A 26,500-nucleotide genomic window follows, 5' to 3' on the forward strand; every position below is an offset into this window, starting at 1 on the left:
CTCCTATGAAATACATCCATAATACACGCCAGCCGCTTAGTCAGAAACAGGCTGATAAAGCAGATAAGCCCTTTTTTAATGGCAGCCGCGAAAAAAGCAAGCAGGATGGAGATGCTTTTTTCCAGGCCAGGAAAATTGATGGCAACCAGGATAGCGCCCTCGAGCAGGAGGCCGATGCAGTAGCACATAAGGTAACCATGTCACAGCAGGCAACTGCTAATTCATCGCAGCGAATGGGACAAATGAGCGTTCAGAAAAAGGGAGCGGATGAGGAAAAGGATGCGAAATCGACTCAGAAAAAAGAACAAAAGGACGAGAAGGAGGAAGGCAAGCCGCAGAAAAAAGACGAAAAGAAAGAAGAAGAGAAACCAACTCAGAAGAAAGAGGAGGATAAAAAAGATAAAGAGCCCCAAAAGAAAGAAGAGGATAAAAAGGATAAGGAAGGCGTTCAGAAAAAAGAGGAAGAGAAGAAGGATAAAGAACCACAAAAGAAGGAAGAAGATAAGAAAGACAAGGAGCCGCAAAAAAAAGGCGAAGAAGATAAAAAGGACGAAGGCAAGCCTCAGAAAAAAGAAAAAGGCGACGAAAAAGACGATAAGGCTGCTGCACAAAAAAAGGAAGAAAAAGGCGGCGGTGTAGAAAAAACCGAAGGCAGGCCCGAACCCCCGGAAGCAAAGTTTGACAGGTTGCTGAACGAAAGTAAAGGTGGAGGCAGTCCCTTACCTGCCAAAGTACGTACGCAATTGGAGCATCAGATGAACGCCAATTTTGAACAGGTGAAAATCCACACCGGGCAGCAGGCTGTTGAGCTTTGCAACCTTTCAAAAGCACAGGCGTTTACGCATGGTAACGATATTTATTTTAACGCAGCCAAGTTTGACCCTGAAAGCACCGCCGGTATGAACCTGCTGGCGCACGAGTTAACCCATGTTGTACAGCAAAACGGTCCGCGTAAATAAAATGGATACTAATATTAAGCAATTAAAAGCGCTGATGCAGTATACAGCCGGTTGTGTTGAAGCCAGGTTGCAAACTGTATTTGGTAACGACGCAACTTATTTGCCTCCGCTGCTGCCCCAGTTAGAGCGAAATGGTAGTGTGCTCGAAAAATTAATTGATGATCATGGCTTGAACAGCAATGAGGTTATTATACTAATGATGGCCCTGGTACCTCATTTACAGGTTGAGTTTTTTGATGAAATTATTCAGCCTTACATGTGTGAATCGGGTGATTTTCAGCAGATTGGTGGAGTTAGGAGCCGTAACGGACGCAGCTTTTTGCCAACCGGTCAAACAGCGGTTTTTGTTTTGGCTGGCGATGATCTGGAAAAGCGGCTGGAGATAGCTGATCTTTTTCATCATCATAGTAATTTGACGAAGCAGCACATTTTATACCTGGAGGATGTGCCCGAAGGTGAGCCTGCCTTATCCGGCAGGTTATTGTTACAACCCGAATATGTTGAACTTTTGATCAGTGGTACCGAATCTATTCCCAAACTAAGTATGAACTTTCCGGCACAACACCTGGAAACTACCTATAACTGGGATGACCTTGTACTCAATGATAACACCCGCAGGCAAATTGCTGAGCTGGAAAACTGGGTGAACTACCAGCAGGTATTAATGACCGATTGGGGTATGGAGCGGAAACTGAAACCAGGCTATCGGGCATTATTTCACGGCCCGCCGGGAACCGGCAAAACGCTCACTGCATCTCTGCTTGGTAAATACACCGGCAAACCTGTTTTCAGGATCGATCTGTCAATGATCGTATCCAAGTTTATAGGCGAAACAGAAAAGAATCTCTCCAAGCTATTTGAAAAGGCCGATAATAAAAACTGGATCCTGTTTTTTGACGAAGCCGATGCGCTTTTTGGCAAACGGACTAACGTTAAAGATGCGCACGATAAATATGCTAACCAGGAAGCATCGTACCTGCTGCAGCGTGTGGAGCAGCACAATGGCCTGGTGATACTTGCAACCAATTTTAAAAATAACATTGATGAGGCCTTTATGCGCCGGTTTCAGTCGGTTATTAACTTCCCGCTGCCTAATGCCGATGAACGCTATACTATCTGGCAAAAATCATTTCCGCCTAAAGCCAACCTCAACGGGCACATTAACCTTGAGCAGATCTCGCGTAAATATGAGCTCAGTGGTTCCGGGATCTTGAATGTAGTACAATTTGCCTGCCTGCAAATGCTGGCCCGCAAGGAAAGCCGCATAACCTCTGAACTAATATTGGAAGGTATTGAAAGAGAGTATACTAAAGAGAACCGGGTTTGGTAGGAACCTCCGGGATATAAATCCGAAATTTTCCGTCGATCTATAATCTGTACAATGGAATCCATGATCTGTACATTGACCGGTTCAGCAGCGTTCGGGATTTTTATGCCGGTCCGGATCCTGGTTATTTCAGCAATAAAGAAAATTTAGCTTTCTGCTTATTGATGCCGTTTGCATAAAATTGAATAAATTTAGCAAATCATCGCCTATCACTATTCCGTGACTTTCACAGGAGATGATTTCGTTATGGTTTTGTCGGTAATTATCTCTGGGGCAATAAAATACTAAGTGTATGTTTAAATATATAGCGACATGTTTTATTGTTTTAATTTTTGCCCCAAGCGTATCCGGGCAAAAAAAGATGGACATTGCTACCATTAAACTAAACCTCGATAACCAAAAAAACAAAGCCGACACCAATACAATTAAACTACAAATACAATTAGGCAGCTATTATCTAAACAAGCAAGGCGACCACAAAGAGGTGCTGGATAGCGGCATCAACGCTTTTAATAAAGCCATACAAATGAGTGTTGCCATCCATTCGGCAAAGTGGCTTAACGAAGCTATGATGCTTAAAGGGGCAGCGTATCTCAAGCAGTACAACCTGAAGCAGGGTAAAGCTGTTTTTATGGAAGTGGTTGGTTATTACCATAAAACAGATGATCAGTACCAGGAAGGTAAAACCCTGGCCCGCTTAGGCGATAATATATCGATAGACAATACAGTTGCCATTCCTGATAAAATAAATAGTTATGAGCAGGCCCGGGCCTTATTTCAGCAAACGGGCCATAAACTGGATGAGACTGATATGAACAAGAACATAGCCGACATCCATCTTAGCCAAAAGAAACTTGATCTGGCCGAAACCGAACTGCGCCAGGTACTGGCCCAATACAAAGCAATTGGCTATAAAAAGCTCCACTATACTTATCATTCCCTTGCCGAGCTAAGCAAACAAAAGGTTGATTTGCATAACGAGCTTTTATATCGCCACGAGGTAATAAAAAGTATAAACGCCACGGCTGATACGGCTTTGGCCGATTTTTATTACGCCAAACTTGCATTGGTGTATGCCGACCTGGATAAGTACGACCAAAGCCTTATTTACATCCTTAAATCGGCCGAGATATTAAAGCATAGAAAACAATACGAGGATTTTTATGGGTACCTGAGCCTCATTATTTATGATTTCATAACAGCTAAAAGGCCTAAAGAAGCACTGGCATACTTGAAACAGGCGGTAAAAGATGTACCACCAAAGATCTTGGCGCAAAAGGTTGATATGTATGAGGCATTTGGCAATATCTACGTTGCCCTGAAAGATTACCCGGAAGCCGAGCAATACTATCTGAAAATGATGGAAGTATATAAGGTTACTAACTTTAGTAAAGACTTTTATACCACCAACGAGCAAATGGTTACTGATTTTATTCATTACAACGAAACCATGGCCGGCTTTTACCTGCTTATTCAACAGTATAAAAAGGCAGGCATTTATACAAAACAGATCTTGTCGCTGCCATCTAATACCATCAGGCCTATCACACTCACCAAGATCCATCGCATGCAGTTTCGGGTCGATTCTGCATCGGGCAACTATGTAGCTGCAATAAAACATTTCGAGATCCATAAACGCCTTGATGACTCGTTGTTTAATGCCATCAAAAACAAGCAGATAGAGGAGCTTGATATCAGATATAGGACTAATGAAAACAAGCAGTCGATAAGGTTTTTACAGGAACAAAGTAAGAATCAAAAAGCCGAACTGCAAAAGGTAAACATGCAGCGTAACATTACTTTTGGCGGTGTGGCCATGCTTATCATTATAGCAGGTTTGGCATTTAACGGTTACCGGCACAAGCAAAGGAGCAATCAGCAATTACAGTTAAAACAAACGGAAATTAATAATCAGAACCTATCGTTACAAATCCTGCTTAACGAAAAGGATGGCCTGTTAGATGAAAAGGACTGGCTGTTAAAAGAAGTGCATCACCGGGTAAAAAACAACCTGCAAATTGTAATGAGCCTGCTTAATACGCAATCGGCATTTTTGAAGAACAACGCGGCACTTGCCGCAATCCGGGAAAGTCAAAACCGGGTACAGGCTATAGCGCTTATTCATCAAAAGCTGTATAGTAATTCGGATGTGGCTTATATCGATATGTCGGTTTATATTAATGAGCTGATTAATTACCTGGCCGATTGTTATGATCCTGGCGGCAGGGGAATTCGTTTTGAGCAAATGATACAGTCCGTTAAGCTTGACGTTGCCCAGGCCGTACCCGTAGGCCTGATACTAAACGAGGCCATTACAAACGCCATAAAATATGCCTTCCCTGCGCAGCGGGGCGAAATTAAAGTGGCCTTACAACTGGCCGAGGAAACCATTATACTCACCATAGCCGATAATGGAATAGGCTTGCCTGTTGATTTTGACATCCAAAAAGCAAGCTCATTAGGGATGGAAATGATGAAAGCATTAAGTAAACAACTGGGCGGTTATTTTAAAATAGAAAATTACGGCGGCGCTATAATCACCGTGGAATTCAGGGCCGAGGAGATGTTAAATAATATTGAACGAAAAACTTTTGCAGCTAATTAAAATATGAACAAAAAGATATTAATAGTTGAGGATGAGTCGCTGGTGGCGTATGATCTGAAATTAATATTAACCCGTGCCGGTTATAAAGTTTGTGGCATTGCCGATTCTGTACCCGAAGCCTTGGAGATCATTGAGGAGCAAAAACCGGAAATGGTATTACTTGATATATTTTTAAAGGGTAGCCTGAACGGTATCGACCTTGCCAAAGTGCTCACTTCAAAAAATATAGCATTTGTATACCTGTCGGCTAATTTTCAGGAAAGTATCCTGGAACGGGCAAAGGCTACGCAGCCCTATGGTTTTTTGGTAAAGCCATTCCGCGAAAAGGAACTACTTATAACCCTGGATGTTGCTTTTTACCGACATCAAAACAGTATCGAATCAAAATTGCGCCAGGAGCAGGCCCTGGAGCAGGTGTTTAAAAATATTGTTGCCGAACCGATAAACTGGAAACAGAAGCTGTTGAAAATAGCAATGAGCATCCAGCCGCATGTACCGTTTGATTATTTGACCGTTACTATGAAAAATGATACGGGTTTTCCTGATAACGCCCTCTCATTTTTACGCACAGGGTTTGATGAATACCAGGTTATTGGCAAGGATGAATTGGTAAACATCACAAAAACAAACAAGGCACAATTGAGCCAGATGCAGGAAGACAGTCCGCGGATAACCAAGGCTGATTTTTATAATGCTGCTAATTTTGTTAAGATTTGGCCGCAGTTTCCCGTTAAAAAGCTTATTGCACAGTTTTTTAATATGCAATCGTTTTTAGGATTGCCTTTGCTTTCGTCAGGAGGGGATGTTATTCATTTTTCGTTTTACAGCCGCAAAACCGACTGTTATACCCATGATCATTTGATCTTGTTAGATCGACTGCACAGATTACTGCTGAGCACGGTGGAGGAGATCATCCCATTTGATGTGCCTGAGCCGTCACTAACGAGGGTTGATAAATTAGGCCAAAATCAATTGAGTGAGAAAAGCAAAGCTGCAGGTTTTAAAGATATTATCGGTAAAAGCCATCAAATGCTCACCGTACTTGACCACATTGGCATAGTAGCTCCGCTTGATACATCGGTATTAGTTTTAGGCGAAAGCGGTACAGGTAAGGAGCAGATAGCTAAGAGTATCCACTATCTGTCGCCTCGTAAAAACAAGCCTTTGGTAGTGGTAAACTGTGCCTCCATGCCGGCGACCCTGATTGAGTCCGAATTGTTCGGACACGAAAAAGGTGCTTTTACCGGAGCTGTTGAAAAGCGTACCGGTAAGTTTGAGCTGGCCGATGGCGGTACTATTTTCCTGGATGAGATAGGTGAAATGCCGGCCGAATTGCAGGTTAAGCTATTACGTGTTTTACAGGAGCAGGAGATTGAACGCATTGGCGGCAGGGGCCCGGTGAAGATCAACGTACGCATAGTTGCGGCTACGAACCGCAACCTTGAAAAAGAAGTTGAAGAAGGCCGCTTTCGGCTCGATTTATATTACAGGCTGTTTGTGTTCCCGATCATAATTCCACCTTTAAGAGAACGTAAAGATGATATCCCGGTATTGGCTAATCATTTTCTGGCACGTTACGCGCAAAAGATCGGTAAAGCGGTAACGGGGATCTCAGCAAACGTAATGGCCCAACTGCTTGAATACCAATGGCCGGGCAACGTGCGCGAGCTGGAACATTTTATTGAACGTAGTATCCTGTTAACGGATGGCCCGGTAATAAAAGACGCTTACCTGCCCAAGCTGCAGGGAAAAAAAGAAAGCCCTGTTTATGCCGAAATGCCGACTGATAGATTAAAAACCATTGATGAACACGCCCGCGACCATATTTTAGATGTACTGAAACGTTGCAATGGCAAAATAAGCGGTAAGGATGGGGCAGCTTCGAAATTAGGTTTGCCGCCATCAACGCTGCATTCAAAAATGCAAAAGCTGGGCATAAAAAAATGGGAATGAATGTTTGAAATTAAACAGTATTTATTTCCAAACCAAACAATAAATCCCGGCGCGGGGCCGGGACTGCTTACTTTTCTAAAGCCTGTTTAATATCCGCTATCAAATATTGAGGATCTTCCAAACCAATATACATCCGGATTAATTGATGATGGTCGTTATCCGCCGAATATTCATCCTCGCTAAAAGAGGCAATGGCCGGCACAACAAGACTTTCATGGCCTCCCCACGACACTGCAAGTAAAATATGTTTCAGGCTGTTGCAAAACCTTTCAATTTTACTAAATGAACTGTGTTTTAATATGAGGCTAAATAAACCTCCGCAGCCCTGCATTTGTTGGCTAACTAAATCGGCCTGATTGAATTTGGGACTAAAAGGCCAGATCACATCCTGTACAGCCGGATGAGAGGCAAGCCATTCTGTAATGATCCTGGTACTTTCAAAACTGCGTTGCAGCCGCAGGGGGAGCGTTCTTAATCCCCGCAAAAGCAGCCATGCCGAGTGGGGCGACAGCGCCGGGCCGGTATTCATGAACTCGTGATCAAAGATTTTTTTAAGCACAGCTTTGCTGCCGGTAAGCACACCTGCCACAACATCCGAATGGCCGCCAATATATTTGGTAGCTGATTGCGCCACAAGGTCAACCCCCATAGATATTGGTTGCTGGTAAAGGGGGCTGCAATAGCTGTTATCAATCATGGTTATGATACCTCTTGATTTCGCAAAATCGGTCACTTTCCTGATGTCCTGCAGCTCATAGCAAAATGTGTTAGGGCTTTCGAGGTAAATTAGGCGTGTTTGCGGAGTTGCGGCTTGTCCAAAATTTTCAAAAACTGTTCCGTCAATAAATGTGGTTGTAATGCCAAATTTGGGTAAAAAGTCTTTAAATAATTTAATTGTCCAACTGTACAGGTTATCCACGGCTATAATATGATCACCTGATTTTAACAGCGATAAAATTGGGACACTTATAGCACTGATACCGCTGCTGAACAGCAGGGCGTCTTCCGCGCCATCTAACGCGGCAAGTTTTTTCCTGAGTATAGTGAGTGTGGGGTTTTGCCCTCTTGAGTACAGGCTGCTTTCAAATTCATCATTCATTGCCCCCCTAAGTGCCTCAACGTCTTTAAAAGAGAAGTTGCTTGATTGCATAATCGGCGGCGAAATGGCGTTAAAGTAGTTCTCTCTTTCCTCCCCAAGCTCATTTAAAATAAATGACAAATCCATAATTAAAGTATAGTGTTAGGTTTTTGGCTTCGTTTTGTGATATAGTAAATAATAAGGCCGGCAATAAAAGCACAGATGCATATTAAAGCAGCCTGCGGATTTTCAATAAAAATGCTGATAGTAACAAACCAATAAGTGGTAATAAATATGACAGGTATAACAGGGTACCACTTCATGATATAGATGCCGGTATTATTGAGCTGTTTGGTTTTACGCCGCAAAATGAAGATGGTTATAGCTGCAGTTGAAAGGCCAATGGTATCAAAAAACATTACATAATTTAATATGGTTTGAAACGAATTGGCAAAAAACAGGATAATGAGCACCGCACCAACAAAAAAGCTCAATCCAAACTCCTGTACCTGGGTTTGGCTGTTTACACGTTTAAAGCGGGCAGGTAATATACCATCTTCGGCCATGGCATAATAAACACGCGGATTGGCCATAATATTAACGTTAACGAAAGCCAGTACCGAAACAAACATAAGCAGCGATACTATTTTATAGCCGGCTGCACCAAATAAAACCCCTGCAAGTGTTGCCGCAAGCGTTGTTTTATGCTGAAGGCCGCTAATGCCTAAAACTGAGTAATATGCAAAGTTGATAAGCATGTATAATGATATCACTGTAGCTATTCCAAAAAATATAGCCTTGGGGATATTGATCTTCGGGTTTATAATATCGCCTCCAAAATTTATAGTTTGCTGGTAACCGCCATAGGTAAAAAATACAGCTACCAAACTTATTCCGAACGCGCTTATATTGTTATTATTATGATATGCGATAACTTCTTTGGTAGTATTGATGTTACCTTTAAATACTGCCGCACACAAAATCAGGATCATGCCTATTTTAAAAAGGGTAAGCACATTTTGTGTGCGTGCACTCATTTTAATGCCCAGGTAGTTTATAATATATAAAACAACTACGGAAGTTATAGTCATGATTTTGATGCCCGCATCGTTTTGCAGGCTTTGTGGCATAATAATGGGGTTAATGTATTCCGCCCCTATAAGCGCTACGGCAGCAACGGAGGCCGCGTTGCTTATTACCAGCACCCAATTGATCATAAAGGCAAAAGCCGGGTGAAAGCAGTACGAAAAAACCTTGTAAAAGCCACCGGTGGTGGGGTAGCGGGCGCCAATTTCGGCAAAGGTGAGCGCCCCACACAGGCTTACTGCTCCCCCAAGCAGCCAGGCTCCGAAATACAAAAGAGGTGTGCTTGAGTTTTTTGCTACTTCTGCCGGTGCTGCAAAAATGCCCATGCCTATTACCAGGCTCACAACAATCATTGAAAGATCAAAGCGGTTGAGTTTCGGGGTTATACTCATGAAGTTTTAAAATACCAATTAATCAGGGAAAACACAAAATCTAAATTTAGCATTAATTTGTTAGCAATTGATACGATGAAAGCTTTTATACACAGGTCTTCTATTTTAATTTTTTAATGATCTTAATGAAAGTTTATAACTGTATTGCAATAAATTGTTGTTGAAAAGGTCGAAAATGGAAGCCATACGCTATATTTACCAGGCCGGTTTTAAATGTTTATATTATAAGGTTAAAATATTGGCAATTAGCAAAATTAACTTGCCGGGTTTGATTGAAAAAAAGCAAAAAGTTGAATTTTGACAGAGATACCTGTTTGACGAATTGCCGGTTTAACATAAAAATTGATAAGACTTTAAGATGTCGGGCATACTAAACCTTAAACCTGAATTTAAAAAACGATGATGAAAAAAAAAATATCCATTAAGGATATAGCCAAACTTACCGATACATCAATAACTACTGTTTCATTTGTTTTAAATGGCAAGGGCCGTATTAGCAAAGAGATCAGTAAGAAGATATTGGATGTGGCCCAAAAAAATGGTTATGAACCTAATCGTATGGCGGTTGGTTTGCGTACGGGTGTTTCAAAAGTTATCGGACTGATAGTGGAGAGCATTGGCGGGCCGTTTTTTGGAGAGATGGCAAAGGTAATTGAAGAGGAGGCTGAAAAAGACGGCTATCGTATTATTTATTGCAGCACCAATAATAACCTGCAAAAAGGCAAGGACATGATCAGGATGCTGAGCCAGCAACTGGTTGATGGTTATATTATTACCCCGATGAAAGGGCTGGAAAAAGATATCCAGAACCTGGTTGATAATGAAAAGCCTGTAGTGCTCATTGACGGATATTTCCCCGGGACAAGCATCCCTCACGTGCTGGTTGATAATTATGCAAGCGCTTATAACGCGGTTGATTGTTTTGTACGATCGGGATATAAAAATATCGGGATGGTAACTGCCGACCTCGGGCTGATCCAGCTAAACGACCGGAGCCTGGGCTATAAAGCTGCTTTAAAAGATAATAACCTGAAAGATAGCAGTAAGATGTTTTTAAAGGTTCCCTTTGATATGGACAAGAATGAAGGGGTTGAGGCTGTTAAAGCATTTATTGTAAAGCAAAAACAAATGGATGCTGTTTTCTTTACCACCAATTATTTGGGTACCATGGGTTTGCAGGCCATCAAAGATCTTAAGCTTAGTATCCCGGATGATTTGGCCGTGATAAGTTTTGATGATAATGAAGTGTTTAGTCTATACCCGCCGGGTATTACTACCATACAACAACCTACTTACGACATTGCAAAATCGGCAATTGATATTTTAATGGCGCAAATCAACACACACAAACTTGATGCTTCAAAAATTGATCTGAAGATCCCGTCGAAACTGATTGAGCGGGGATCAACCCTGTCGAAGGCTACAGCGTGACAATAGTTTAGTATTGGGTCCACTAATTTCCTTAGAAATCATTTGGTAAAACGTTTTATTTAATTAGCTTTGAACATTGATGCTGCTCACCTGGTTAGTTAGAACCGGTTGAGGTAGTTGGGGGGCTAACTCCACCATAGTTCAACTGCTTCATAGTTCTTTTTCGATAATATTGTTTAATTAATAAAACGCCTGTTGTTTGAAGAGCAACAGGCGTTTGTTTTTGAATAAATTGAAAGGGAACTATTAATAATATTACAGAGTAATATGTTTTAATGATAAAACGTTTTATCTATATTTGGATGGTTTAATTATTATCAATCGTAAAAACCAAAACTATTCATGAAAAAAATATTTATTTTCTCACTATTCTTAATTTCGGGCTTGTTCATGGGTTTGAATGCCAATGCGCAGGAAGTTTTTAAACAAAAAGGCTACCAGGTAACTTTTATCAGTAAGGATGCTGCATTTAGCACAGATTTGAAAGACAGGCTGATCAAAACCTTTTTTGAAGTGTATCCAAAACTTTCGAAGGAGTACAACAAAAAAACATCTAAAAAAGTAACGTTTGTTATCGACACTGCTTATGACGGCGTAGCTGCTACCGGAAATGATACCGTAGTATTCAGCGCGAAATACATGACCAAACATCCCGGCGATATTGACGTGGTTACTCACGAAGTAATGCACATTGTACAGGCTTATGGCAACAGCGATGGCCCCGGATGGTTAACCGAAGGGATTGCTGATTATGCCAGGTTTAAATTTGGAGTAGACAACGCCGGGGCCAAATGGGCATTGCCAGCATTTAAATCAACCCAAAACTATGATAATGCATATCGCGTAACTGCACGCTTTTTGGTATGGGCAGAAAAAAACGCAAAGCCCGATCTGGTAAAAATACTTGATAAGCAACTGCGTGAGCATACTTTCACCAACGAGAGTTGGAAAAATCTAACAGGAAAAACAGTGGATGAATTGTGGGCCGCTTATGCTTTAAATCCCGCGGTTTAAACCGTTTTTACAGGTATCTGTAACAAATACCACGTACTCCCATATTTAGCGGGCTGCTTTACATAAATTAGTTGCTTTGTTAAAAAAAGATTACAAGGCCAGCGGTCACGACGCAGAGTTTCCTCGTATATGAGAGGAAACAATGAATATACTTAAAGATTACAATGAGAAGATTACTTACAGCATTATTAATAGGTACGGCCGTTTATAGCCAGGCTCAAACCAAAACAGAAAAGCTGGTTGATTATGTTAACCCTATTATAGGCACACAACGTATGGGGCATACCTATCCGGGAGCAACGGTACCTTTTGGTATGGTGCAACTAAGCCCCGAAACAGACACTGCCAGCTATGAAAAGGACGGTCATTACAATCCGGATGTATACAAATATTGTGCAGGATATCAGTATGACGATAAAACGATAGTAGGCTTTAGTCATACCCACTTCAGCGGTACCGGTCACTCAGATTTGGGCGACTTTTTAATTATGCCAACCGTTGGGGCTTTAAAACTCAATCCAGGTGTGGCCGATAAACCAGGCAGCGGCTACCGTTCGGCATTTTCGCATCAGAATGAGGTTAGCGGTGCCAATTATTACAAGGTGAAATTGGATGATAATAACATCACAGCCGAGCTAACCACCACTGCAAGGGTTGGTTTTCATCAGTACACCTTCCCTAAGTCGGATCAGTCGCACATTATACTCGACCTCATGGCGGGGATCTATAACTATCCCGATAAAAACGTGTGGACTTACCTTAAAGTAGTTAACGATTCAACAGTTGTAGGCTACCGCCAAACCAATGGCTGGGCCCGCACACGTACTTTATATTTCGCGATGGCATTTTCAAAACCATTTTATCAGCATGGGTATAAAAAATATGACAAGCGTGAGGTGTACGGTGGTTTCTGGGGTAAATTCAATCAAACCAAAAACTTCCCTGAAATTGCAGGCAGACAGATCCGCAGCTACTTTGACTTTAAAACAGAAGAAGGGGAGAAGATCAAAATTAAGTTTGCCATATCTCCTGTAAGTATGGACGGCGCGCTGAATAACATGCGCACCGAAGCACCGGGCTGGGACTTTGATAAGGTGAAAAGCGATGGTCAGCAACTTTGGGAACAGGAACTGCATAAAATTGAGATAGCCGGAAGTAAAGAAACCAAACTGAACTTCTATACTTCTATGTACCATACCATGATCAACCCAACTTTGTATATGGATGCTGACGGACAGTATAAGGGGCTTGATCAAAATGTACACAAGGCAGATGGTTTTACTAACTATACTACATTTTCGCTTTGGGATACCTACAGGGCGCTACACCCGCTGTTTAACATTATTGAGCCGAAACGTAACGCAGATATGATCCAATCGATGCTGGCTCATTTTGATCAAAGCCCGGAGCATATGCTGCCGGTTTGGTCAAATTCCGGTAACGAAAACTGGTGTATGAGTGGTTACCACAGTGTTACCGTAATTGCCGATGCTGTAATAAAAGGTAATGTGAATTTTGATGCTAATAAAGCACTTGATGCCTGCGTTGCCACAGCCCGTCACCGCGATTATGAAGGCATTGGCGAGTACATGGATAAAGGTTTTATCCCTGATGAAAAAAGTGGTGTATCGGTCTCTTCAACCCTGGAGTATGCTTTTGACGACTGGGCCATTGCTCAGCTCGCAAAAAAACTAAACAGAAACGATATCTACGAAGAGTTTATCAAGCGCTCAGAAAACTATAAAAACGTTTATGACGCCTCAATAGGTTTCATGCGCCCAAAACTGGCCAATGGTTCATTCAGGACTAAGTTTGACCCGTTGAGCACCATTAACGAAGGTTTTATTGAAGGTAACAGCTGGAACTATACTCTGTTCGCTCCGCAGGATCCCGAAAGCCTGATCAAACTGATGGGGGGCGATAAGCGCTTTGTACGTTACCTGGATTCATTGTTTACCATGAACCTGCCTGATAAATATTTTGCCGAAACAGAAGATATTACCCGCGACGGCATTATCGGTAACTACGTGCACGGCAACGAGCCGTCGCACCACGTAGCCTACCTGTACAATTGGACAGATAAACCATGGAAAACGCAGGAACGCGTACGCATGATTTTACCAATGATGTACAAACCAACTCCTGATGGTTTAGGTGGCAACGACGATACCGGCCAGATGAGTGCATGGTACATATTTACTTCGCTTGGTTTTTACCCGGTAGCGCCGGGTTCAGATCAATATTCAACCGGCAGTCCGGCTGTTGATCATGCGGTTATTAATTTGGATAACGGTAAAAAGTTTACTATCAACGTGAAAAATCAAAGCGCCAGAAATGTTTATGTGCAAAAGATGGTACTTAATGGCAAACCGCTTGATAAGTTGTTCATCAGCCATGATGAGATCATGAATGGCGGTGAGATAACTTTTTATATGAGCTCGAAGCATAAATAGAGATTGGTTTTGATTTCGGATTTCGGGTTTTCGATTTCGGAGTTAAAAAAGGGCTTTCCGTATTGGAAGGCCCTTTTGTGTTTGACTTTATTGGAGGATAGCTCACGATTGCAACATGTCAAGGAAACGTTATTGCTGGGCACGAAGCAATGCCAAACTCCACAAAGCGGCTTTGCAAACCGGATTGTTTCGTGTTTTAAACAGCTTTTAAGTATAATATGGCAGTGGGCTATAGTTGGCTGTTTTCATAAAATTCGGTTCTTATTTGCAATAAGATAACTTCAGCCTTTTGCAGGTCCGGTTTGTTGGGCAGGGCAGAGGTTCGATATAGTTCATTGATTTGCTCCATTTTTTCGTTAACCATATTCATCAGTTTATCAAATTCAAACTCGCCGTTGCGGATTTTTAGCAGGAAATCCCTATCGGGCCGGTTTACGATTACATGGCCGTATTGTGCTATTTCTCCGGCCATATTGAGCAGGCGAAAAGTGTGCATCATGTTTTTGGCATCGTAGCTTTTGCCGTGCGATAACGTGCTTTGATAGCGCGCCTCATTTCTTTTTGCTTCCCATTCGCGGTACTCCTTATACTCTTTACAGTATACCGAATAGCCATCTTTATTAAAGTTCATCACCGCCAGATGTTCTACTCCTTCGGGTACCGGGCTCAGTTGTACATCATCAGCGTCGGCACCAGATATTATTCCCCTGAAGTAGCCTGCCTTCAATTGTTTTTGGTGATAAAGCAGGTATACATCCCTGAAATGGTCCAGGTTTACCAGGCCGCATTGCTGCTGCTCAAAGTTGTTTACCTGAAGCCATTCCTTTAGTGTAATACTGCCATTATCATGGATCACATAGCAAAAATCCAGTACTGTCTTACAGGTTTCGTCTATTGACTTGTTGATTTTTTTGTTTAAACCGCGGGCCTTTTTTATTTGCGAGTGCGCATATCCGGCAAAGGTATCCAGGCAAAGTTTCGACAAGAAATCTTCCGGTTTTATTAAATCCATCAACGGGTGGCGGTACAATACAAATTGGCTGGGCGTGCTTAACAACTCCAGTATGTTGGGGTTGTTTTTGGTAAGCAATTCCATAAAACGACCGATCTCAAAATAAACCTCATCGTTTGTATTGTTGGCAACCTGATCGGTTTGGGTAAAGCCATAAAGCTGTTTTTGAGGCATGATGAAGATGCCCTTCCTATCCGTGTCAGATCCCTTAACGTTAAGATTATAAGCAGTGCTCCCGCTGATACAATCAAGCAGGAGCAGTTGCGGGTTTTGTTGCAGATGATCAAAAGTCATAATAGTATGTATTTTCTGAACAATTGGTTCAATTCGTCCGGCTGTTTCCTTTTTGAAGGATGCAGCGGTATCTGCTGCTGGCAATAAGTCAGCGTATCCTGCAGCCAGGTTTGTATTAGCGGCACCGGTTGTATCAACGTTTTTTCATCGGCCGTTTGCTTTTGAACAAGTAGGTCGTCTAAGGTATCCTGAAAATGCGTGTCGCTTATCAAACGTCTCAATTTACTAAACTCCATTGGCGGCACTGTTTTGCGGTCCGCTATCCAAAGACAGGCCAGTGTTGATCTTAGTGCATAAAAATAGCGTTTCAGTTTAACTTCGCTTCCCTGCAAATCATCTCGTACGGTGTTAAAAACCAATGATGAATAGTGATTAGCTGATGCCCTTGGCGAAAAATATTCCGGCATTATGCTTCTTATGTCAGCGGTAAAATCACTGCCTTCCCGGTAAACTATGGGCGATTGTATCCATTCAAACAATGATATGTTTGATTTCAGGAATAGCTTCAGCGCCTTGCGTATATCCCAGCCTCGTATATCCAATACATCATTTATCGGCAGATCTACAAAATCGGGCATATCTGTTATGCCGAGGTAATAATTTACAGGACGGGCGTATATAAAACGCACATCAAAATCACTATCGGGCGAGGCAAAGCCCCAGGCCCGGCTTCCCGATTCGCAGGCGTAAAGTATTTTTATGTTTTCAGTTTGCTCTAATTCAAGCAGTTTTTGTTGTATAGTATCAGTCATTGTTTTTAATATTAAAAGTTGAAAAAAATGAAAGAGCTACAGGTAGCAGGTGTATTCCGGATTCGAACCGGCACTCATGTATTGCTACATGTTTTCAACCATCGAAGTAGCACCCACTTACGGCATCTTTCATTACTTACCCCCGAAGGGTGAAGTTTCTTTGTTTAAAATCAGGGAATAAAGAGCGATGAATGGTAGCGCTTGGCTTGAAAGGCGAAGTAACGCTTACCAACGGCATCTTTATTCCTGATTGCAGCGGGTTTAGGTAAAAGAAATTTATGAACAACAGGCCAAAGGCAATGGCTAACAAGTGGTTCAGTCGTCCCATGCTCCAAACTGTCTGAGCTACCTTAGCTTGCGGGGCTAAAGGCCGGATTTTTACCGGCGACCCTGGGGTTAAAAAAGCGAAGTAATACTTGTTTACGGCACTTTAACCTATTGTTCATTTTGAAAATAAGGGCAATGGTCAACAAATCTTCTGCATTATGCTCTAACCAACTGAGCTACCGCGGTTACCAGCGGGCCGGGTTCGAACCGGCGACCCTAACGTCCCAAATCGAAGTAGTACTTGTTTACGGCACCTTATTTTATTTTCAATTTTTTAAAAGAAGGGTAATAGGCGATAAGTGCTTGCTTACTCTGCGTTTTAACCATCTCAACTACCCTTGCGGGGCCGGACTCGAACCGACGTCTCAGTTTTGGAAATCGAAGTAACACTTATAAACGACACCTTCTTTTATAAAGAGCAAAGGCGGCAAGAGACTTGGGGGCTTGCAAGCGAGGACTCGAACCTCCATCATGGCTTTCGCCACAATGCCCTCCCCATTATTGGCTGCGAAGTAACTCTTGCCTACGGCATCTTTATTTCTTTAAGTGCAGGGCTGTTAGCTTCCCTGCACGTTTTTATAAATCTATATTGTTAATAATGTTCAGTGCCGAGCGTCCGTTTTCAATTGCTGCTAACACATCAAAAACTTTATCGCTCCAACCTGCAATTAAATACACGTCGTTTTGAAGTAACTGCAAAGGTGCCTGTCCATAGCCCGCCAGGTCAAACAGGTACAGTTTTGCCTTTGGAGCAATGTGTTGTTTGTAATAAACCCACTGCTCCTGTATGTGATTGCTGCCGCCATTACTGTTCCATAACTGGCAATCGGTAAATAACATTACCTTATCCATTTGCAAACGGCGGGTACTCAGGTCATGAATAACGAGGTAGCCATTGGTTGAGTAACCCACTTCACCTTCGCGGCGATAAAACTCCTGCACGTTGCCCAAAATGTTACCGCGTGGTACTGTAATGGTTTTCCAGCGGTCGCCAAACATACCTACCTCCACATTTTTACAGCGCGATTGCAGCAGCATGGCCAGCATTAAACCAATATCATACAACAGCACTTTTGACTTTGCCGATATAGGTTTCTGCATTGATCCGGATACGTCGCAGGCCAGCAATACACGGGTATTTTCGTCAAAACCCCTGATATTGGCTGCGCTTGCTTGTACCGCTTTTTCCAATGCATCCATCAGTTCTCCGGTGTAGCCTTTGTTGCCGGTTATGGCTGCTTTGGCTGCCCTTGCAATGTTTTGCACCGCCGAGGTTGGCGTTATCAGCTCACGGTAAGCAGCCAGGTAGCGGAATGGAAACTGTTTGGCTTTAGCCACCTGTTCGCCGTCGGCAATGGTTGCGCACACTTTTTTAAAGTGGGCATAGCTTACGCCTGCATCCTGTATGTTGCGCAGGTTACGCAACAAGGCCATATAACCAACTTTACCGCTGTCAATTAGTTCTTCCCATTTGGCACGGAACGCTATTGCTTTGGCTTCGGCGCTATCAAAATTCAGTTGCCCAAGGGCCGAGAGTTCTGTTTCCCAGGTGTAAGGTGTTTGCAGTTCGTTTGTGGCTATCTTGTTAAAGATCAGCTGCTGCAAATCATCTTTGGCACGTGGGTGTACCAGGAACAAAGCATCACGCATTTTTATGGCGCCATCGCGGTTATATTTAGCAAACTGGTATTCGTCAAAGCGGTTAAACGCCTGCGATAAACCTTTTTGCATTTGCTTTGATAAGCGGTTGAGCTTTTTAGTGCCCTTGCGCTGGTTTAACGTTTCATAGCAAGCCAATAACTCGGTGATCTCATCGGCACGGCCGATAACCCCGTCGGTAACCCGGGCAACCAGATCGTTGCCCGAGTGCAGCTTAGCCAATTCGGTAACCAGCACCAGCGGCACCGAACGCATATACATTTTGGTACGTGCATAAACTGCCAGTTTACCAACAAATACCGGGTTGCATTTAGCTATCAAATTACGCAGGCGCTCCACGCGTGCCTGGTCTTTTTCATAAAAGGTGTCGTTTAAGCTCCAGGTAACTACCGTGGTGTACAATTCCATTTCGGCGCTCATGATAAAAGCTTTTGCGCCTTCATGATTTACCGTTTTGGTTTTTACTCTGCTTAACAGGTTGAATTTCATTTTGAACCTCCTTTATTTCGTTTTGTTGATACAAAGGTTGGAGGCTACTGCGCAGTGTATTTGCGCAGTGAAAAATATTTTTATTTTTTTTCAGAACTTTGATTCGTAGGATTAAAAGATGGACTTGATGCTTTAATGATTTATAGAAATTCGGAAGCTTAAATGTTACTTTGGAGTTCTAACTCAAGTATTCCTTTAATCCTACGAATCAAGGTTCAAATTCAATTGAAAAAAAATATTTTTCATAATTATTTTTTAATTTAAATATTGTTTGTATAATTGCATCATGAAAACAACAATATGTATACAGTGTCCATCACCCATACTGATTTATCAGAGGAGATAGCTGTGTATATATAGTAAGTATATAACAACATTGAAAAATCCTCTTAGATAAAAACTAAGGGGATTTTTTGCTTTACAGGGTAGTATATCAATTGGTCAGATTACCACATTTGGGATGTGGAGGCTCCCGGTTCAAGTCCGGGTTACCCTACTGATTTACAGCTAGAAATATAGCTCAATGGTAAGAGCAGCACCCTTATACGGTGTCGGTTAAAGGTTCAAGTCCTTTTATTTCCACAACATGGCCGGTTGCCCGAGTGGTTCAAGGGAGTCCTCTGCAAAAGGAATGTTCGCAAGTTCGAATCTTGTACCGGCCTCTTTTATTTTTGCCTGCGTAATGGCATTACGCCGGGCCTTAACTTTCATAATCCCGGCGCAGAGTCGGGTATGGGTAGTTATTGTTTTTATTTATTTAATAGTATTTTTAATGATATTTTATCGAGTATTTTTGTTTTTTTTTATAATGATTGATAAAAGGTCATGAGTCTCAGAAAAAATTGCGCTCCGTTTGGCCCCTCTCAAAACCAGGGGTCTTTTGGCTCTAACTAAGGCAGTATTTATTTAAAACAAATGTTGAAACAGGCAGTAGGGGAATTAAGGGGGAATATGGGTTTTGGAAAGGCTTAATATTTCCTCGTCAAATACATCCACAGATTATTTGCTGATATATGGTTTATTTACTATCGAAGCCTTGCTCATGGTTTGTTATATCTTGTACAAACGGGTGGCCATTTGAAAACGCTCTTTATAACCTCGTTTCAAGCCTTCTTTCAGAAGTTCAATCTCAGCTTCGCTGAGTGTTTGCCTGTTTTTCTCCATATCGTGGCTAATCAAATTTAGGAAAAATAAGCTGTATGATGAAATTCGAAAAGACCGTTGATAAGCAAGACTTACGAAGTTTCCAAAACTTCGTAAGTCTGTAAAAAATTAAATCTGTGAGTAAGTTGTTGGCATCAGCATAGTTGATGTTATTTTGCTCACCAGCAGGGCATCGGCATATTCCGGTACGGCGCTGATCTTTTTCCATTGCGGATCACTACCAAAAGCTTTCCAGTGAGCATTCTTGGCATCAAGGTCATCAAAGGTGATCATATAGGTAAGATTAGGCCTTTGTGAACCTATTACGGTTTCGCCCCAAAAAACAGGTTTGAAACCGAGGCGTTTAAATACGTCTATTTCGCCTTCATCATTAAACATTTCAATCTTCTTTTTACCTGCGGCTTCAGTTGCGCTTTGATACTGCCTCAACTCAAAGATCCTGGTTTTATTTTCAGGTGCTTCCAGGTGCGGCATGTGTACAAATGCTTTTAACAAAGAGCTTTCTATCCGTTCATAAGCAGGTGCAGCGGCCGGGGCATTAAGGTAAGCAGCGCCTTTGGCCTGCAGTTCTGCATCGCCGGCGAAACTATCGGTCACTGTTGCGAAATGGGCAAGACTGTTAAACTGCACCAGCACAAAAAGCCTGGTTTGGCCTTCGGGCTTCATTTCGGTAAATACCCCTACATGTTTTACACCTAACCGGTTGAAGGCCGGTATAGCAGTATCTTTCAGGAAATCCTCTACCAGTTTTTGCTGTTCCGAATTTTTCAGGTTGTATACCCTTAGCTCATAGTATTCGGCAGCTTTGGGAGAAGTTTCTGTAGCTTTGCTCATGGCAGGTAAAATAGTTGCGGTAACACCGGTTAACAGGGTTGATTTAACAAAGGAGCGCCTTTTCATAGCAGGTTTGATTGTTTGGCTAAGATAGGTTTTTCGGCAAAAAACAAGTGTCACATTTTTGTTTTGAGGGGAAATCCGGTTGCTTAAGCATCATCCGAATGTATTATTAAACAGTGCAGACGGAATCAATTTTGGACAGCCTGCAAATTTCTCTAATTTGGCTTTCCTGCTTTTTGCAGATTATTTTTAATTATGAGCCAGCTAATACTACCCGCCTCCACCTTTGATTTTATGAGGCAACTGAAACAGAACAATAACCGCGACTGGTTTGCTCAATATAAAGAGGCATATCAACAGCAGCTTGAACTGGTGGAGGTTTTTACGGCCGGGTTATTGAACCTGCTCAATACGCATGACGTTATCGAAACGCCCAGCGCAAAAAAGGCCCTGCACCGCATCTACCGCGATATCCGTTTTTCAAAAGATAAAACGCCTTTTAAAACTAACTGGAGCGGGAATTTTAAACGGGCGGGAAAGCACCGCCGCGGCGGTTATTATTTTCACCTGGAACCTGGCAATACATTTATAGCAGGTGGCTTTTGGGCCCCGGATGCACCCGATCTTAAGCGGATCCGCGATGATATCGCTTTTGATGCCTCGCCGTTGAAGCAAATCATCGGCAGTAAGGAGTTTACAAAAACTTTTGGCGTTTTAGAAGGCGAACAGCTGAAAACCGCACCCAAAGGTTATGCTGCAGATCATGAAGCTATTGAGCTGCTGCGTTATAAACAGTTTTTAGTAAGACGACGCTTTACCGATGAGGAGGCTTTACGCCCGGATTTCATCATAAAAGCTTCTGATACTTTTAAAAATATGCGCCCCTTTTTTGATTATATGAGCGATGTGCTCACTGCAAATGTAAATGGCGAGGAAGATTAACTATTCGTGCCTCGTTGAGCCGTCATTAGCCTCGGTGATCTTGCTGAGGTTGTAATGCATCTGCCCGTTATGTTCTTCGCCCTTAATAAGACCTTTATTGTAAAGGCTGACAAGAGTGGTTTTAACCAGCGCGGTAACCTGTTCGTTCATAATGCCGGGCTGCAGGGTTTCCAGCTCTTTCAGTACACTGTCTGCTGTTCCTTCGCCAATTTGTGCCAGCGCGTATATGGCTTTATTTTGCTGGGTATCCTGTGGATCAAAATGTGAAGGGATGTGCAGTGGTTTATATTCTTCCCTGAATTCTTCGTCGCTTAATGTCATCGTCGTAAAGCTTATAGTAACACTAAACAAACGTTATGGAAGTTTGTGTGACATTTTTAGCTTAAATCTCAAAACAATAAAATAAACGCGGACTTGCGGCCCGCGTTTATTGTTTTCTTATAGAAAAATAGTTTTTAAACTGTTGAAGGGCTTCTGATAATGCCAAGTAAAAATGAAATTACGGCAATTACCAATAATGCATGGATTAAACCTGTTGCCGAATAGGCAAACACACTGATCGCCCATCCTATTATCAGGATAACTGCGATGATATACAATAATGATCTCATAGTTTGATGTATTTAGTTTGTTATATGTAACACTTTAAAAATCGTGCCATAATTCAATCTCTATTGAAAAATATTATTTATACTGAAAGTAAATTAATTTTATCGAAATAATGATTGTGGCATCCCTCTTGCTATATCTTGATGCTACACTTAATGCTACATATGAAACCATTCTTTATTACTATAGCTAAAAATTTAACTCTTCTTATAGTACCGGACAGTGATGCCCATGCAGACGGTCACCCGGTGCTAACCTATACTTATAGTATTTATCGCCGCGATAAATCAACTGTAGCCAAGCTTAACCAGCCTGATAAGCTTTTACAGGCAAAAAAAAAAAACAACCCCGATTACCTGGGTTATATCGCTTTTGAGCAGCCGGGAAAAGTGTTTAGTTATGTTGCAGACGGCGAAAATGAACTATCGCCCGATGAAGTACTCGATGTGATTGAGGAGATCAATCATTTCAGGAATACGCCGCAAATGTGGATTATTTAAATTGTGTATAAGCACGCAAAAAACGCGAAGGCGCAAAAAAATATTTGGCGCATTCGCGTTTTGTGGGAAATAGCAGAACGTAATGCTTATTTCTTAGTTGGCGGTATCAATTGCATGAAAGTTACAATGCTGCTGGCCTCATATGATTGAATATCGCCGGTTGGGGTAGGTACGGCGTAATTACGATAAGTAAGGTTCCGGCCATCGCGATTATTCCAGCCTGTTTTAACATTGGTTTGAAGCCAGCTGAGGTATTGGCTTTGGGCACCCTCGTTGATCAGTTGCACTATATATTGCGCGAAGATAGCTTTCAGAACGCCCTGTTCGTTAAAATCTCCTTCGGCAGGTAATATACCGTTGGTGCACATATCGTTTTTTACATAATCGGCATATAGTTTGGCATCGTTAAGGTAAGCTGCATCGTTGGTTTGTTTGTATAAGGCCATGGCTGCGCCAATTGCAGTACCCGAGTTATAAGTATAATCCTGGCCACCCGGAGGGTTATTGCCTATTTTGTTATCGTTCACTTTGCCCGATGCGTCAACCAAATTAGTTTTCGACCATGAATAGATAGATTTGGCCTTGTTGAGATAAGAAACATCCTTAGTGATATTATACAATTTCATTGCTGCTATAACGGTAGGGAAGTTGATACATGAGTTTTTTCCGCTGTGCTGAAAATCCCAGAACATGCCGCCATCTATAGGGTCATAAGAGCCGTTCCAAACCCTGTCGAACCCGGATTTTGCTTTTTCAAGATAAGTGGCATTGCCGGTAAGCTGGTTGGCGCGCGCCAGGGCAATAACCCACCACATCATATCGTCATAAATAAACCAAACGGTGGTGTTGTTCCAGTTGTAGCCATCGTAATGATTATAATTACCCTGGTATATATCGCTAATGCGGGTAAGCTGTGCAGGGGCTTTGGTACGCTCATAAACATTCATGGCCATATCCCAGTAAATAGCCTGCGTCCATATAGCTGCAACGCCATCTTTTTTAGTGGTGCTGAAGTAAAGTTTATTATTTGAATCGTAAAAAGCGTTATTGAATGCTGTATAGGCAAGGTCGGCATCGGCACTGCTAAATCCGGTACTGTTATCGGTTTGGGTAGTATCCGTGCCCGGTTTAGCGGTAACGGGTATAATATCCTTACCCTTGCTACAGCTTACGATAGTAATGAACAAGCTCAGGATCAAAAAGCGGATTGGTTTTTTCATATGATAAATGTTGGTTAGTAATAGGCTTATGTCTGGTAGCGGAATAAGGTAGTTATTCGCAGGCAAGGCAATTATAGGTTAAAAAACAACCGCTAACCAACGTTTTAACCCACAAAAAATCATTAACCCAATTCTTAACCGTGATTTTAACCGGGTGAGGGGCGTTTTTACGTAAGACATAATAAACTTCGTCATGCTTGTTTCAACACCCCATTTGCTAAGCCGGCGGCAAGGCAAACATTTATTGAAATTGCTGTGTTTTGTGTTTAAAAGCTGGGTGATCTGCACGGCGGATACCTCAGGGTCCTCTGCGAGAGACCCTGAAGGGACGAGAATATCCTTAGCCCAAGTTTTGCGGGCCGGGATTGATGAGTCGGGTAACTTGGGCTTGCGTATCACAAGTCAGCCAGCACACATCCGAGCCCGCAAGACTTGCGCTAAAAAAGTAAATAAAAGCTCTAAAAAATAAAACTGTATTTAACCTTACGCAGGTTTACGTTTTGCGGCAGGTGGTTTAGTTTCCTTTTTCTCTGGCGAAGGTACCGCCGCGGTAACTGGGGGCTGTTGAGGTTTATGCCCGTGTACCAGCCGCTCATGCATGAAGTGTGTAAGCTTATGATGGAATGGTACCAGCACGGAGGCCAGGCATACCAGGATTACCAATTCAAGTACGGGTAAATGGTTACTGAGGCGCTGCACAAAAGGATGAATAAACAGGGTTAGAAATTCAAAAGCCAGCAGCAGGCATAACACGCTCATAAACTCAATCACCTTGCGGTGGGTACGGCTTTTGCTCAGCAGTAACACTACCAAAAAAAATGTCGGGATAAAAACAGCTATGCCTACCATTTGCAGATTAATTATCCGCGCCTCTTCTTCGCGGTGCTTTTCTTCGGCAATTTCTTCCTGCCGCGCTGCTTCGTTAAAACTTAAGGTTTGGATCTGCTTAATTTTTTCGGCATTGAACATACTGTCTTTGGCGGCGAGTGCGGTTTTTAAATAAAGCAGTTCAAGGTGCTCATTTTTGCCCCGGTACACATCGGTAAGCAGGTTGCTGGCGTGAAAAATCCCCTCGGGATATAGGGCGGCTTTTGCGGCATTAAGGGCCAGCGTTGCATAATAGATGCTTGAATCGGCCATACCTTTTTGCTTATAGAGTTGTGCTACGCTGTTATAGCTGTCGGCAAGGCTGTTTTGATCGTTTACTTTTGCAGCATAACTTATACTCACCCGGTAATAATCAAGCGCCAGGGCGGTATGTCCCATTTTATAGTTAATGTCGCCTAAAATGGATAAGGTGTTAGGCATGGTAGCCGTATCTTTCAGGGTTTGCTTTATGGCATAAGCCTGCATCTCATAGTTTAAAGCCGAATCAACCTTGTTAAGCTTGATGTAGCAGTTGCCAATATTGGCCAGGATAATCCCCAGGCGCGCTGTTTCATGCAGTTCTTCGGCAACAGCTTTAGCTTTAAAATGGTAGGATAGGGCTTTTACGTTATCCAATTGGTCGGAGTAAACGATGCCTATATCGCTGAGACTTTTTAAAATACCCAAACGGTCGTTAATTTCTTCGCGTATTTTTAGTGAGTTGAGTAAAAAAGAAAGGGCCTGGTCATACTTGCCATTTTTCCATAAAACCACACCCAGGCGGTTCATGCAATCGGCCTCGCCTTTTTTGAACGAGAATTTGCGGGCCAGCTCAAGCCCCTGCTGCGCATAAATCAGCGCGCTATCAGGCCGGGTGGCCTGCAATTGTAAGCTTAATTGGCGTAATGGTTCAACACCCGCGGTATCATTTTTATGCCGGGCCGCTTCTGATCTTAACCGATTTAATATGTTTTTTTGAGCATAGGTATCCGTGGCGATGCCGGTTAAAAGGCATACGCAAACCATTCCCTTTAGTATGTGGTTTAGCATAAATTATAAAATAAAACAAAGCCCCCATTTTAGGAAGGGGATAGATATACAGGGCAATGGCACCAGCCGGATAAAACAGATTCCTAACTATCCATCGAAGGTTCTTCAGCTGCATTATCCGGGTCGGGCGAAGCTACAAACCCGTCGGCGGCTTCGTCTTCGGGCTCAAGGCCTGTTTCATTATCAGCAAATCCCATTGAGGTATTTTTGTCCCTAAAACCCATAGAGGTGTTTTTGTCGAACGCTTTGGTTGATGTACTCATGGCTTTAATGTTTAAAAATCAGTTTGAGTTCAGTTAATTGCTAAGCGAGCAGGTATATAAATATACATTTATATTTTATTGATGGTCAAATCTTTACGCTTTATGTGAAATAGAGTGCCGTTTTATGCGGATAGTTGCCGGTTTTGCGGAAAGTATATTAAATGAGACTGAAAAAAAGAAACCGTCAGCTCATAAAGGAGTGGATAAAATAGAAGTG

20 protein-coding genes and 3 tRNA genes are annotated in these 26,500 nt (G+C 42.4%); 12 read left to right on the plus strand and 11 right to left on the minus strand.

Going from position 1 to position 26,500, the window contains the following annotated elements; genetic code table 11:
• The first annotated feature begins 5 nt into the window (after positions 1-5).
• The 4 genes from BLS28_RS19095 (at position 6) to BLS28_RS19110 (ending at position 6,844) form a co-directional block, all read left to right on the plus strand.
• Complete coding sequence (locus tag BLS28_RS19095) at positions 6-959, plus strand: eCIS core domain-containing protein (protein ID WP_091171211.1); 954 nt, start codon at positions 6-8, stop codon at positions 957-959.
• Between the two features lies 1 nt (position 960).
• Positions 961-2,289, plus strand: coding sequence for an ATP-binding protein (locus tag BLS28_RS19100; protein ID WP_091171216.1), 1,329 nt, complete (start codon positions 961-963; stop codon positions 2,287-2,289).
• A gap of 289 nt (positions 2,290-2,578) precedes the next feature.
• Positions 2,579-4,891, plus strand: coding sequence for a sensor histidine kinase (locus BLS28_RS19105; protein WP_091171219.1), 2,313 nt, complete (start codon positions 2,579-2,581; stop codon positions 4,889-4,891).
• Between the two features lie 3 nt (positions 4,892-4,894).
• Positions 4,895-6,844 carry a sigma 54-interacting transcriptional regulator gene (locus BLS28_RS19110; protein WP_091171222.1) on the plus strand — a complete coding sequence of 650 codons (1,950 nt, stop codon included), beginning with the start codon at positions 4,895-4,897 and terminating at the stop codon, positions 6,842-6,844.
• 67 nt (positions 6,845-6,911) lie between these two features.
• On the opposite strand, the gene BLS28_RS19115 is transcribed toward BLS28_RS19110, so the two are convergent.
• Together BLS28_RS19115 and BLS28_RS19120 are read right to left on the minus strand one after the other, a co-directional pair.
• Positions 6,912-8,069 carry a trans-sulfuration enzyme family protein gene (locus BLS28_RS19115; RefSeq protein ID WP_091171223.1) on the minus strand — a complete coding sequence of 386 codons (1,158 nt, stop codon included), beginning with the start codon at positions 8,067-8,069 and terminating at the stop codon, positions 6,912-6,914.
• 2 nt (positions 8,070-8,071) lie between these two features.
• Positions 8,072-9,400 carry an APC family permease gene (locus tag BLS28_RS19120; RefSeq protein ID WP_091171226.1) on the minus strand — a complete coding sequence of 443 codons (1,329 nt, stop codon included), beginning with the start codon at positions 9,398-9,400 and terminating at the stop codon, positions 8,072-8,074.
• A 399-nt stretch (positions 9,401-9,799) separates the two neighbouring features.
• On the opposite strand from BLS28_RS19120, the gene BLS28_RS19125 reads away from it, so the two are divergent.
• The 3 genes from BLS28_RS19125 (at position 9,800) to BLS28_RS19135 (ending at position 14,298) form a co-directional block, all read left to right on the plus strand.
• Positions 9,800-10,831 (plus strand): LacI family DNA-binding transcriptional regulator, encoded by a 1,032-nt coding sequence (locus BLS28_RS19125; protein WP_218134478.1) that lies wholly within the window; start codon positions 9,800-9,802, stop codon positions 10,829-10,831.
• A gap of 342 nt (positions 10,832-11,173) precedes the next feature.
• Positions 11,174-11,845 carry a basic secretory protein-like protein gene (locus BLS28_RS19130; RefSeq protein ID WP_091171233.1) on the plus strand — a complete coding sequence of 224 codons (672 nt, stop codon included), beginning with the start codon at positions 11,174-11,176 and terminating at the stop codon, positions 11,843-11,845.
• A 164-nt stretch (positions 11,846-12,009) separates the two neighbouring features.
• The gene (locus BLS28_RS19135; protein WP_091171236.1) at positions 12,010-14,298 is read left to right on the plus strand and encodes a GH92 family glycosyl hydrolase; all 2,289 of its coding nucleotides are present in this window, start codon (positions 12,010-12,012) and stop codon (positions 14,296-14,298) included.
• Positions 14,299-14,527: 229 nt separating this feature from the next.
• On the opposite strand, the gene BLS28_RS19140 is transcribed toward BLS28_RS19135, so the two are convergent.
• The 3 genes from BLS28_RS19140 to BLS28_RS19150 all read right to left on the minus strand — a co-directional run bounded on the left by BLS28_RS19140 (position 14,528) and on the right by BLS28_RS19150 (position 18,831).
• The gene (locus BLS28_RS19140) at positions 14,528-15,604 is read right to left on the minus strand and encodes a DNA polymerase beta superfamily protein (RefSeq protein WP_091171239.1); all 1,077 of its coding nucleotides are present in this window, start codon (positions 15,602-15,604) and stop codon (positions 14,528-14,530) included.
• Positions 15,601-16,356: a nucleotidyltransferase domain-containing protein gene (locus BLS28_RS19145; protein WP_091171243.1), complete on the minus strand. Its 756-nt coding sequence runs from the start codon at positions 16,354-16,356 to the stop codon at positions 15,601-15,603. The genes BLS28_RS19140 and BLS28_RS19145 overlap by 4 nt, the downstream gene beginning before the upstream one ends.
• Before the next feature lie 903 nt (positions 16,357-17,259).
• Positions 17,260-18,831, minus strand: a complete 1,572-nt coding sequence (locus BLS28_RS19150; RefSeq protein ID WP_091171247.1) for a TROVE domain-containing protein — start codon at positions 18,829-18,831, stop codon at positions 17,260-17,262.
• Positions 18,832-19,253: 422 nt separating this feature from the next.
• Here BLS28_RS19150 and BLS28_RS19155 point away from each other — a divergent pair.
• From BLS28_RS19155 to BLS28_RS19165, 3 genes are all read left to right on the plus strand, one after another.
• Positions 19,254-19,327 (plus strand) — tRNA-Pro (locus BLS28_RS19155).
• Positions 19,328-19,341: 14 nt separating this feature from the next.
• Positions 19,342-19,413 (plus strand) — tRNA-Ile (locus BLS28_RS19160).
• 6 nt (positions 19,414-19,419) lie between these two features.
• A tRNA-Cys gene (locus tag BLS28_RS19165) sits at positions 19,420-19,493 on the plus strand.
• Between the two features lie 610 nt (positions 19,494-20,103).
• Here BLS28_RS19165 and BLS28_RS19170 read toward each other — a convergent pair.
• Positions 20,104-20,895 (minus strand): NIPSNAP family protein, encoded by a 792-nt coding sequence (locus BLS28_RS19170; protein ID WP_091171251.1) that lies wholly within the window; start codon positions 20,893-20,895, stop codon positions 20,104-20,106.
• A gap of 192 nt (positions 20,896-21,087) precedes the next feature.
• Here BLS28_RS19170 and BLS28_RS19175 point away from each other — a divergent pair, with 192 nt between their 5' ends.
• Positions 21,088-21,774, plus strand: coding sequence for a DUF2461 domain-containing protein (locus tag BLS28_RS19175; protein WP_091171254.1), 687 nt, complete (start codon positions 21,088-21,090; stop codon positions 21,772-21,774).
• Here BLS28_RS19175 and BLS28_RS19180 read toward each other — a convergent pair whose 3' ends face one another.
• Complete coding sequence (locus tag BLS28_RS19180; RefSeq protein ID WP_091171258.1) at positions 21,775-22,095, minus strand: hypothetical protein; 321 nt, start codon at positions 22,093-22,095, stop codon at positions 21,775-21,777.
• A 134-nt stretch (positions 22,096-22,229) separates the two neighbouring features.
• Positions 22,230-22,385 (minus strand): lmo0937 family membrane protein, encoded by a 156-nt coding sequence (locus BLS28_RS30570; protein WP_112652139.1) that lies wholly within the window; start codon positions 22,383-22,385, stop codon positions 22,230-22,232.
• Positions 22,386-22,547: 162 nt separating this feature from the next.
• On the opposite strand from BLS28_RS30570, the gene BLS28_RS19185 reads away from it, so the two are divergent.
• Positions 22,548-22,883 carry a hypothetical protein gene (locus tag BLS28_RS19185; RefSeq protein WP_091171261.1) on the plus strand — a complete coding sequence of 112 codons (336 nt, stop codon included), beginning with the start codon at positions 22,548-22,550 and terminating at the stop codon, positions 22,881-22,883.
• Positions 22,884-22,969: 86 nt separating this feature from the next.
• Here BLS28_RS19185 and BLS28_RS19190 read toward each other — a convergent pair whose 3' ends face one another.
• From BLS28_RS19190 to BLS28_RS19200, 3 genes are all read right to left on the minus strand, one after another.
• Positions 22,970-24,103, minus strand: coding sequence for a glycoside hydrolase family 76 protein (locus BLS28_RS19190; RefSeq protein ID WP_091171264.1), 1,134 nt, complete (start codon positions 24,101-24,103; stop codon positions 22,970-22,972).
• A 483-nt stretch (positions 24,104-24,586) separates the two neighbouring features.
• Positions 24,587-26,020 carry a tetratricopeptide repeat protein gene (locus BLS28_RS19195; protein ID WP_091171268.1) on the minus strand — a complete coding sequence of 478 codons (1,434 nt, stop codon included), beginning with the start codon at positions 26,018-26,020 and terminating at the stop codon, positions 24,587-24,589.
• An 83-nt stretch (positions 26,021-26,103) separates the two neighbouring features.
• Positions 26,104-26,283: a hypothetical protein gene (locus tag BLS28_RS19200; RefSeq protein ID WP_090524279.1), complete on the minus strand. Its 180-nt coding sequence runs from the start codon at positions 26,281-26,283 to the stop codon at positions 26,104-26,106.
• Positions 26,284-26,500 lie beyond the last annotated feature (217 nt).

Source organism: Mucilaginibacter gossypii (assembly GCF_900100945.1).
Lineage (GTDB): Bacteria > Bacteroidota > Bacteroidia > Sphingobacteriales > Sphingobacteriaceae > Mucilaginibacter > Mucilaginibacter gossypii.

Bases quoted from the DNA above. Each gene is read 5' to 3' on its own strand.
- BLS28_RS19135 (WP_091171236.1), top strand. From the start codon at position 12,010: ATGAGAAGATTACTTACAGCATTATTAATAGGTACGGCCGTTTATAGC.
- BLS28_RS19120 (WP_091171226.1), bottom strand. From the start codon at position 9,400: ATGAGTATAACCCCGAAACTCAACCGCTTTGATCTTTCAATGATTGTT.
- BLS28_RS19100 (WP_091171216.1), top strand. From the start codon at position 961: ATGGATACTAATATTAAGCAATTAAAAGCGCTGATGCAGTATACAGCC.
- BLS28_RS19130 (WP_091171233.1), top strand. From the start codon at position 11,174: ATGAAAAAAATATTTATTTTCTCACTATTCTTAATTTCGGGCTTGTTC.
- BLS28_RS30570 (WP_112652139.1), bottom strand. From the start codon at position 22,385: ATGAGATCATTATTGTATATCATCGCAGTTATCCTGATAATAGGATGG.
- BLS28_RS19125 (WP_218134478.1), top strand. From the start codon at position 9,800: ATGATGAAAAAAAAAATATCCATTAAGGATATAGCCAAACTTACCGAT.
- BLS28_RS19115 (WP_091171223.1), bottom strand. From the start codon at position 8,069: ATGGATTTGTCATTTATTTTAAATGAGCTTGGGGAGGAAAGAGAGAAC.
- BLS28_RS19105 (WP_091171219.1), top strand. From the start codon at position 2,579: ATGTTTAAATATATAGCGACATGTTTTATTGTTTTAATTTTTGCCCCA.
- BLS28_RS19150 (WP_091171247.1), bottom strand. From the start codon at position 18,831: ATGAAATTCAACCTGTTAAGCAGAGTAAAAACCAAAACGGTAAATCAT.
- BLS28_RS19195 (WP_091171268.1), bottom strand. From the start codon at position 26,020: ATGCTAAACCACATACTAAAGGGAATGGTTTGCGTATGCCTTTTAACC.
- BLS28_RS19145 (WP_091171243.1), bottom strand. From the start codon at position 16,356: ATGACTGATACTATACAACAAAAACTGCTTGAATTAGAGCAAACTGAA.
- BLS28_RS19170 (WP_091171251.1), bottom strand. From the start codon at position 20,895: ATGAAAAGGCGCTCCTTTGTTAAATCAACCCTGTTAACCGGTGTTACC.
- BLS28_RS19175 (WP_091171254.1), top strand. From the start codon at position 21,088: ATGAGCCAGCTAATACTACCCGCCTCCACCTTTGATTTTATGAGGCAA.
- BLS28_RS19140 (WP_091171239.1), bottom strand. From the start codon at position 15,604: ATGACTTTTGATCATCTGCAACAAAACCCGCAACTGCTCCTGCTTGAT.
- BLS28_RS19095 (WP_091171211.1), top strand. From the start codon at position 6: ATGAAATACATCCATAATACACGCCAGCCGCTTAGTCAGAAACAGGCT.
- BLS28_RS19200 (WP_090524279.1), bottom strand. From the start codon at position 26,283: ATGAGTACATCAACCAAAGCGTTCGACAAAAACACCTCTATGGGTTTT.
- BLS28_RS19180 (WP_091171258.1), bottom strand. From the start codon at position 22,095: ATGACATTAAGCGACGAAGAATTCAGGGAAGAATATAAACCACTGCAC.
- BLS28_RS19190 (WP_091171264.1), bottom strand. From the start codon at position 24,103: ATGAAAAAACCAATCCGCTTTTTGATCCTGAGCTTGTTCATTACTATC.
- BLS28_RS19110 (WP_091171222.1), top strand. From the start codon at position 4,895: ATGAACAAAAAGATATTAATAGTTGAGGATGAGTCGCTGGTGGCGTAT.
- BLS28_RS19185 (WP_091171261.1), top strand. From the start codon at position 22,548: ATGAAACCATTCTTTATTACTATAGCTAAAAATTTAACTCTTCTTATA.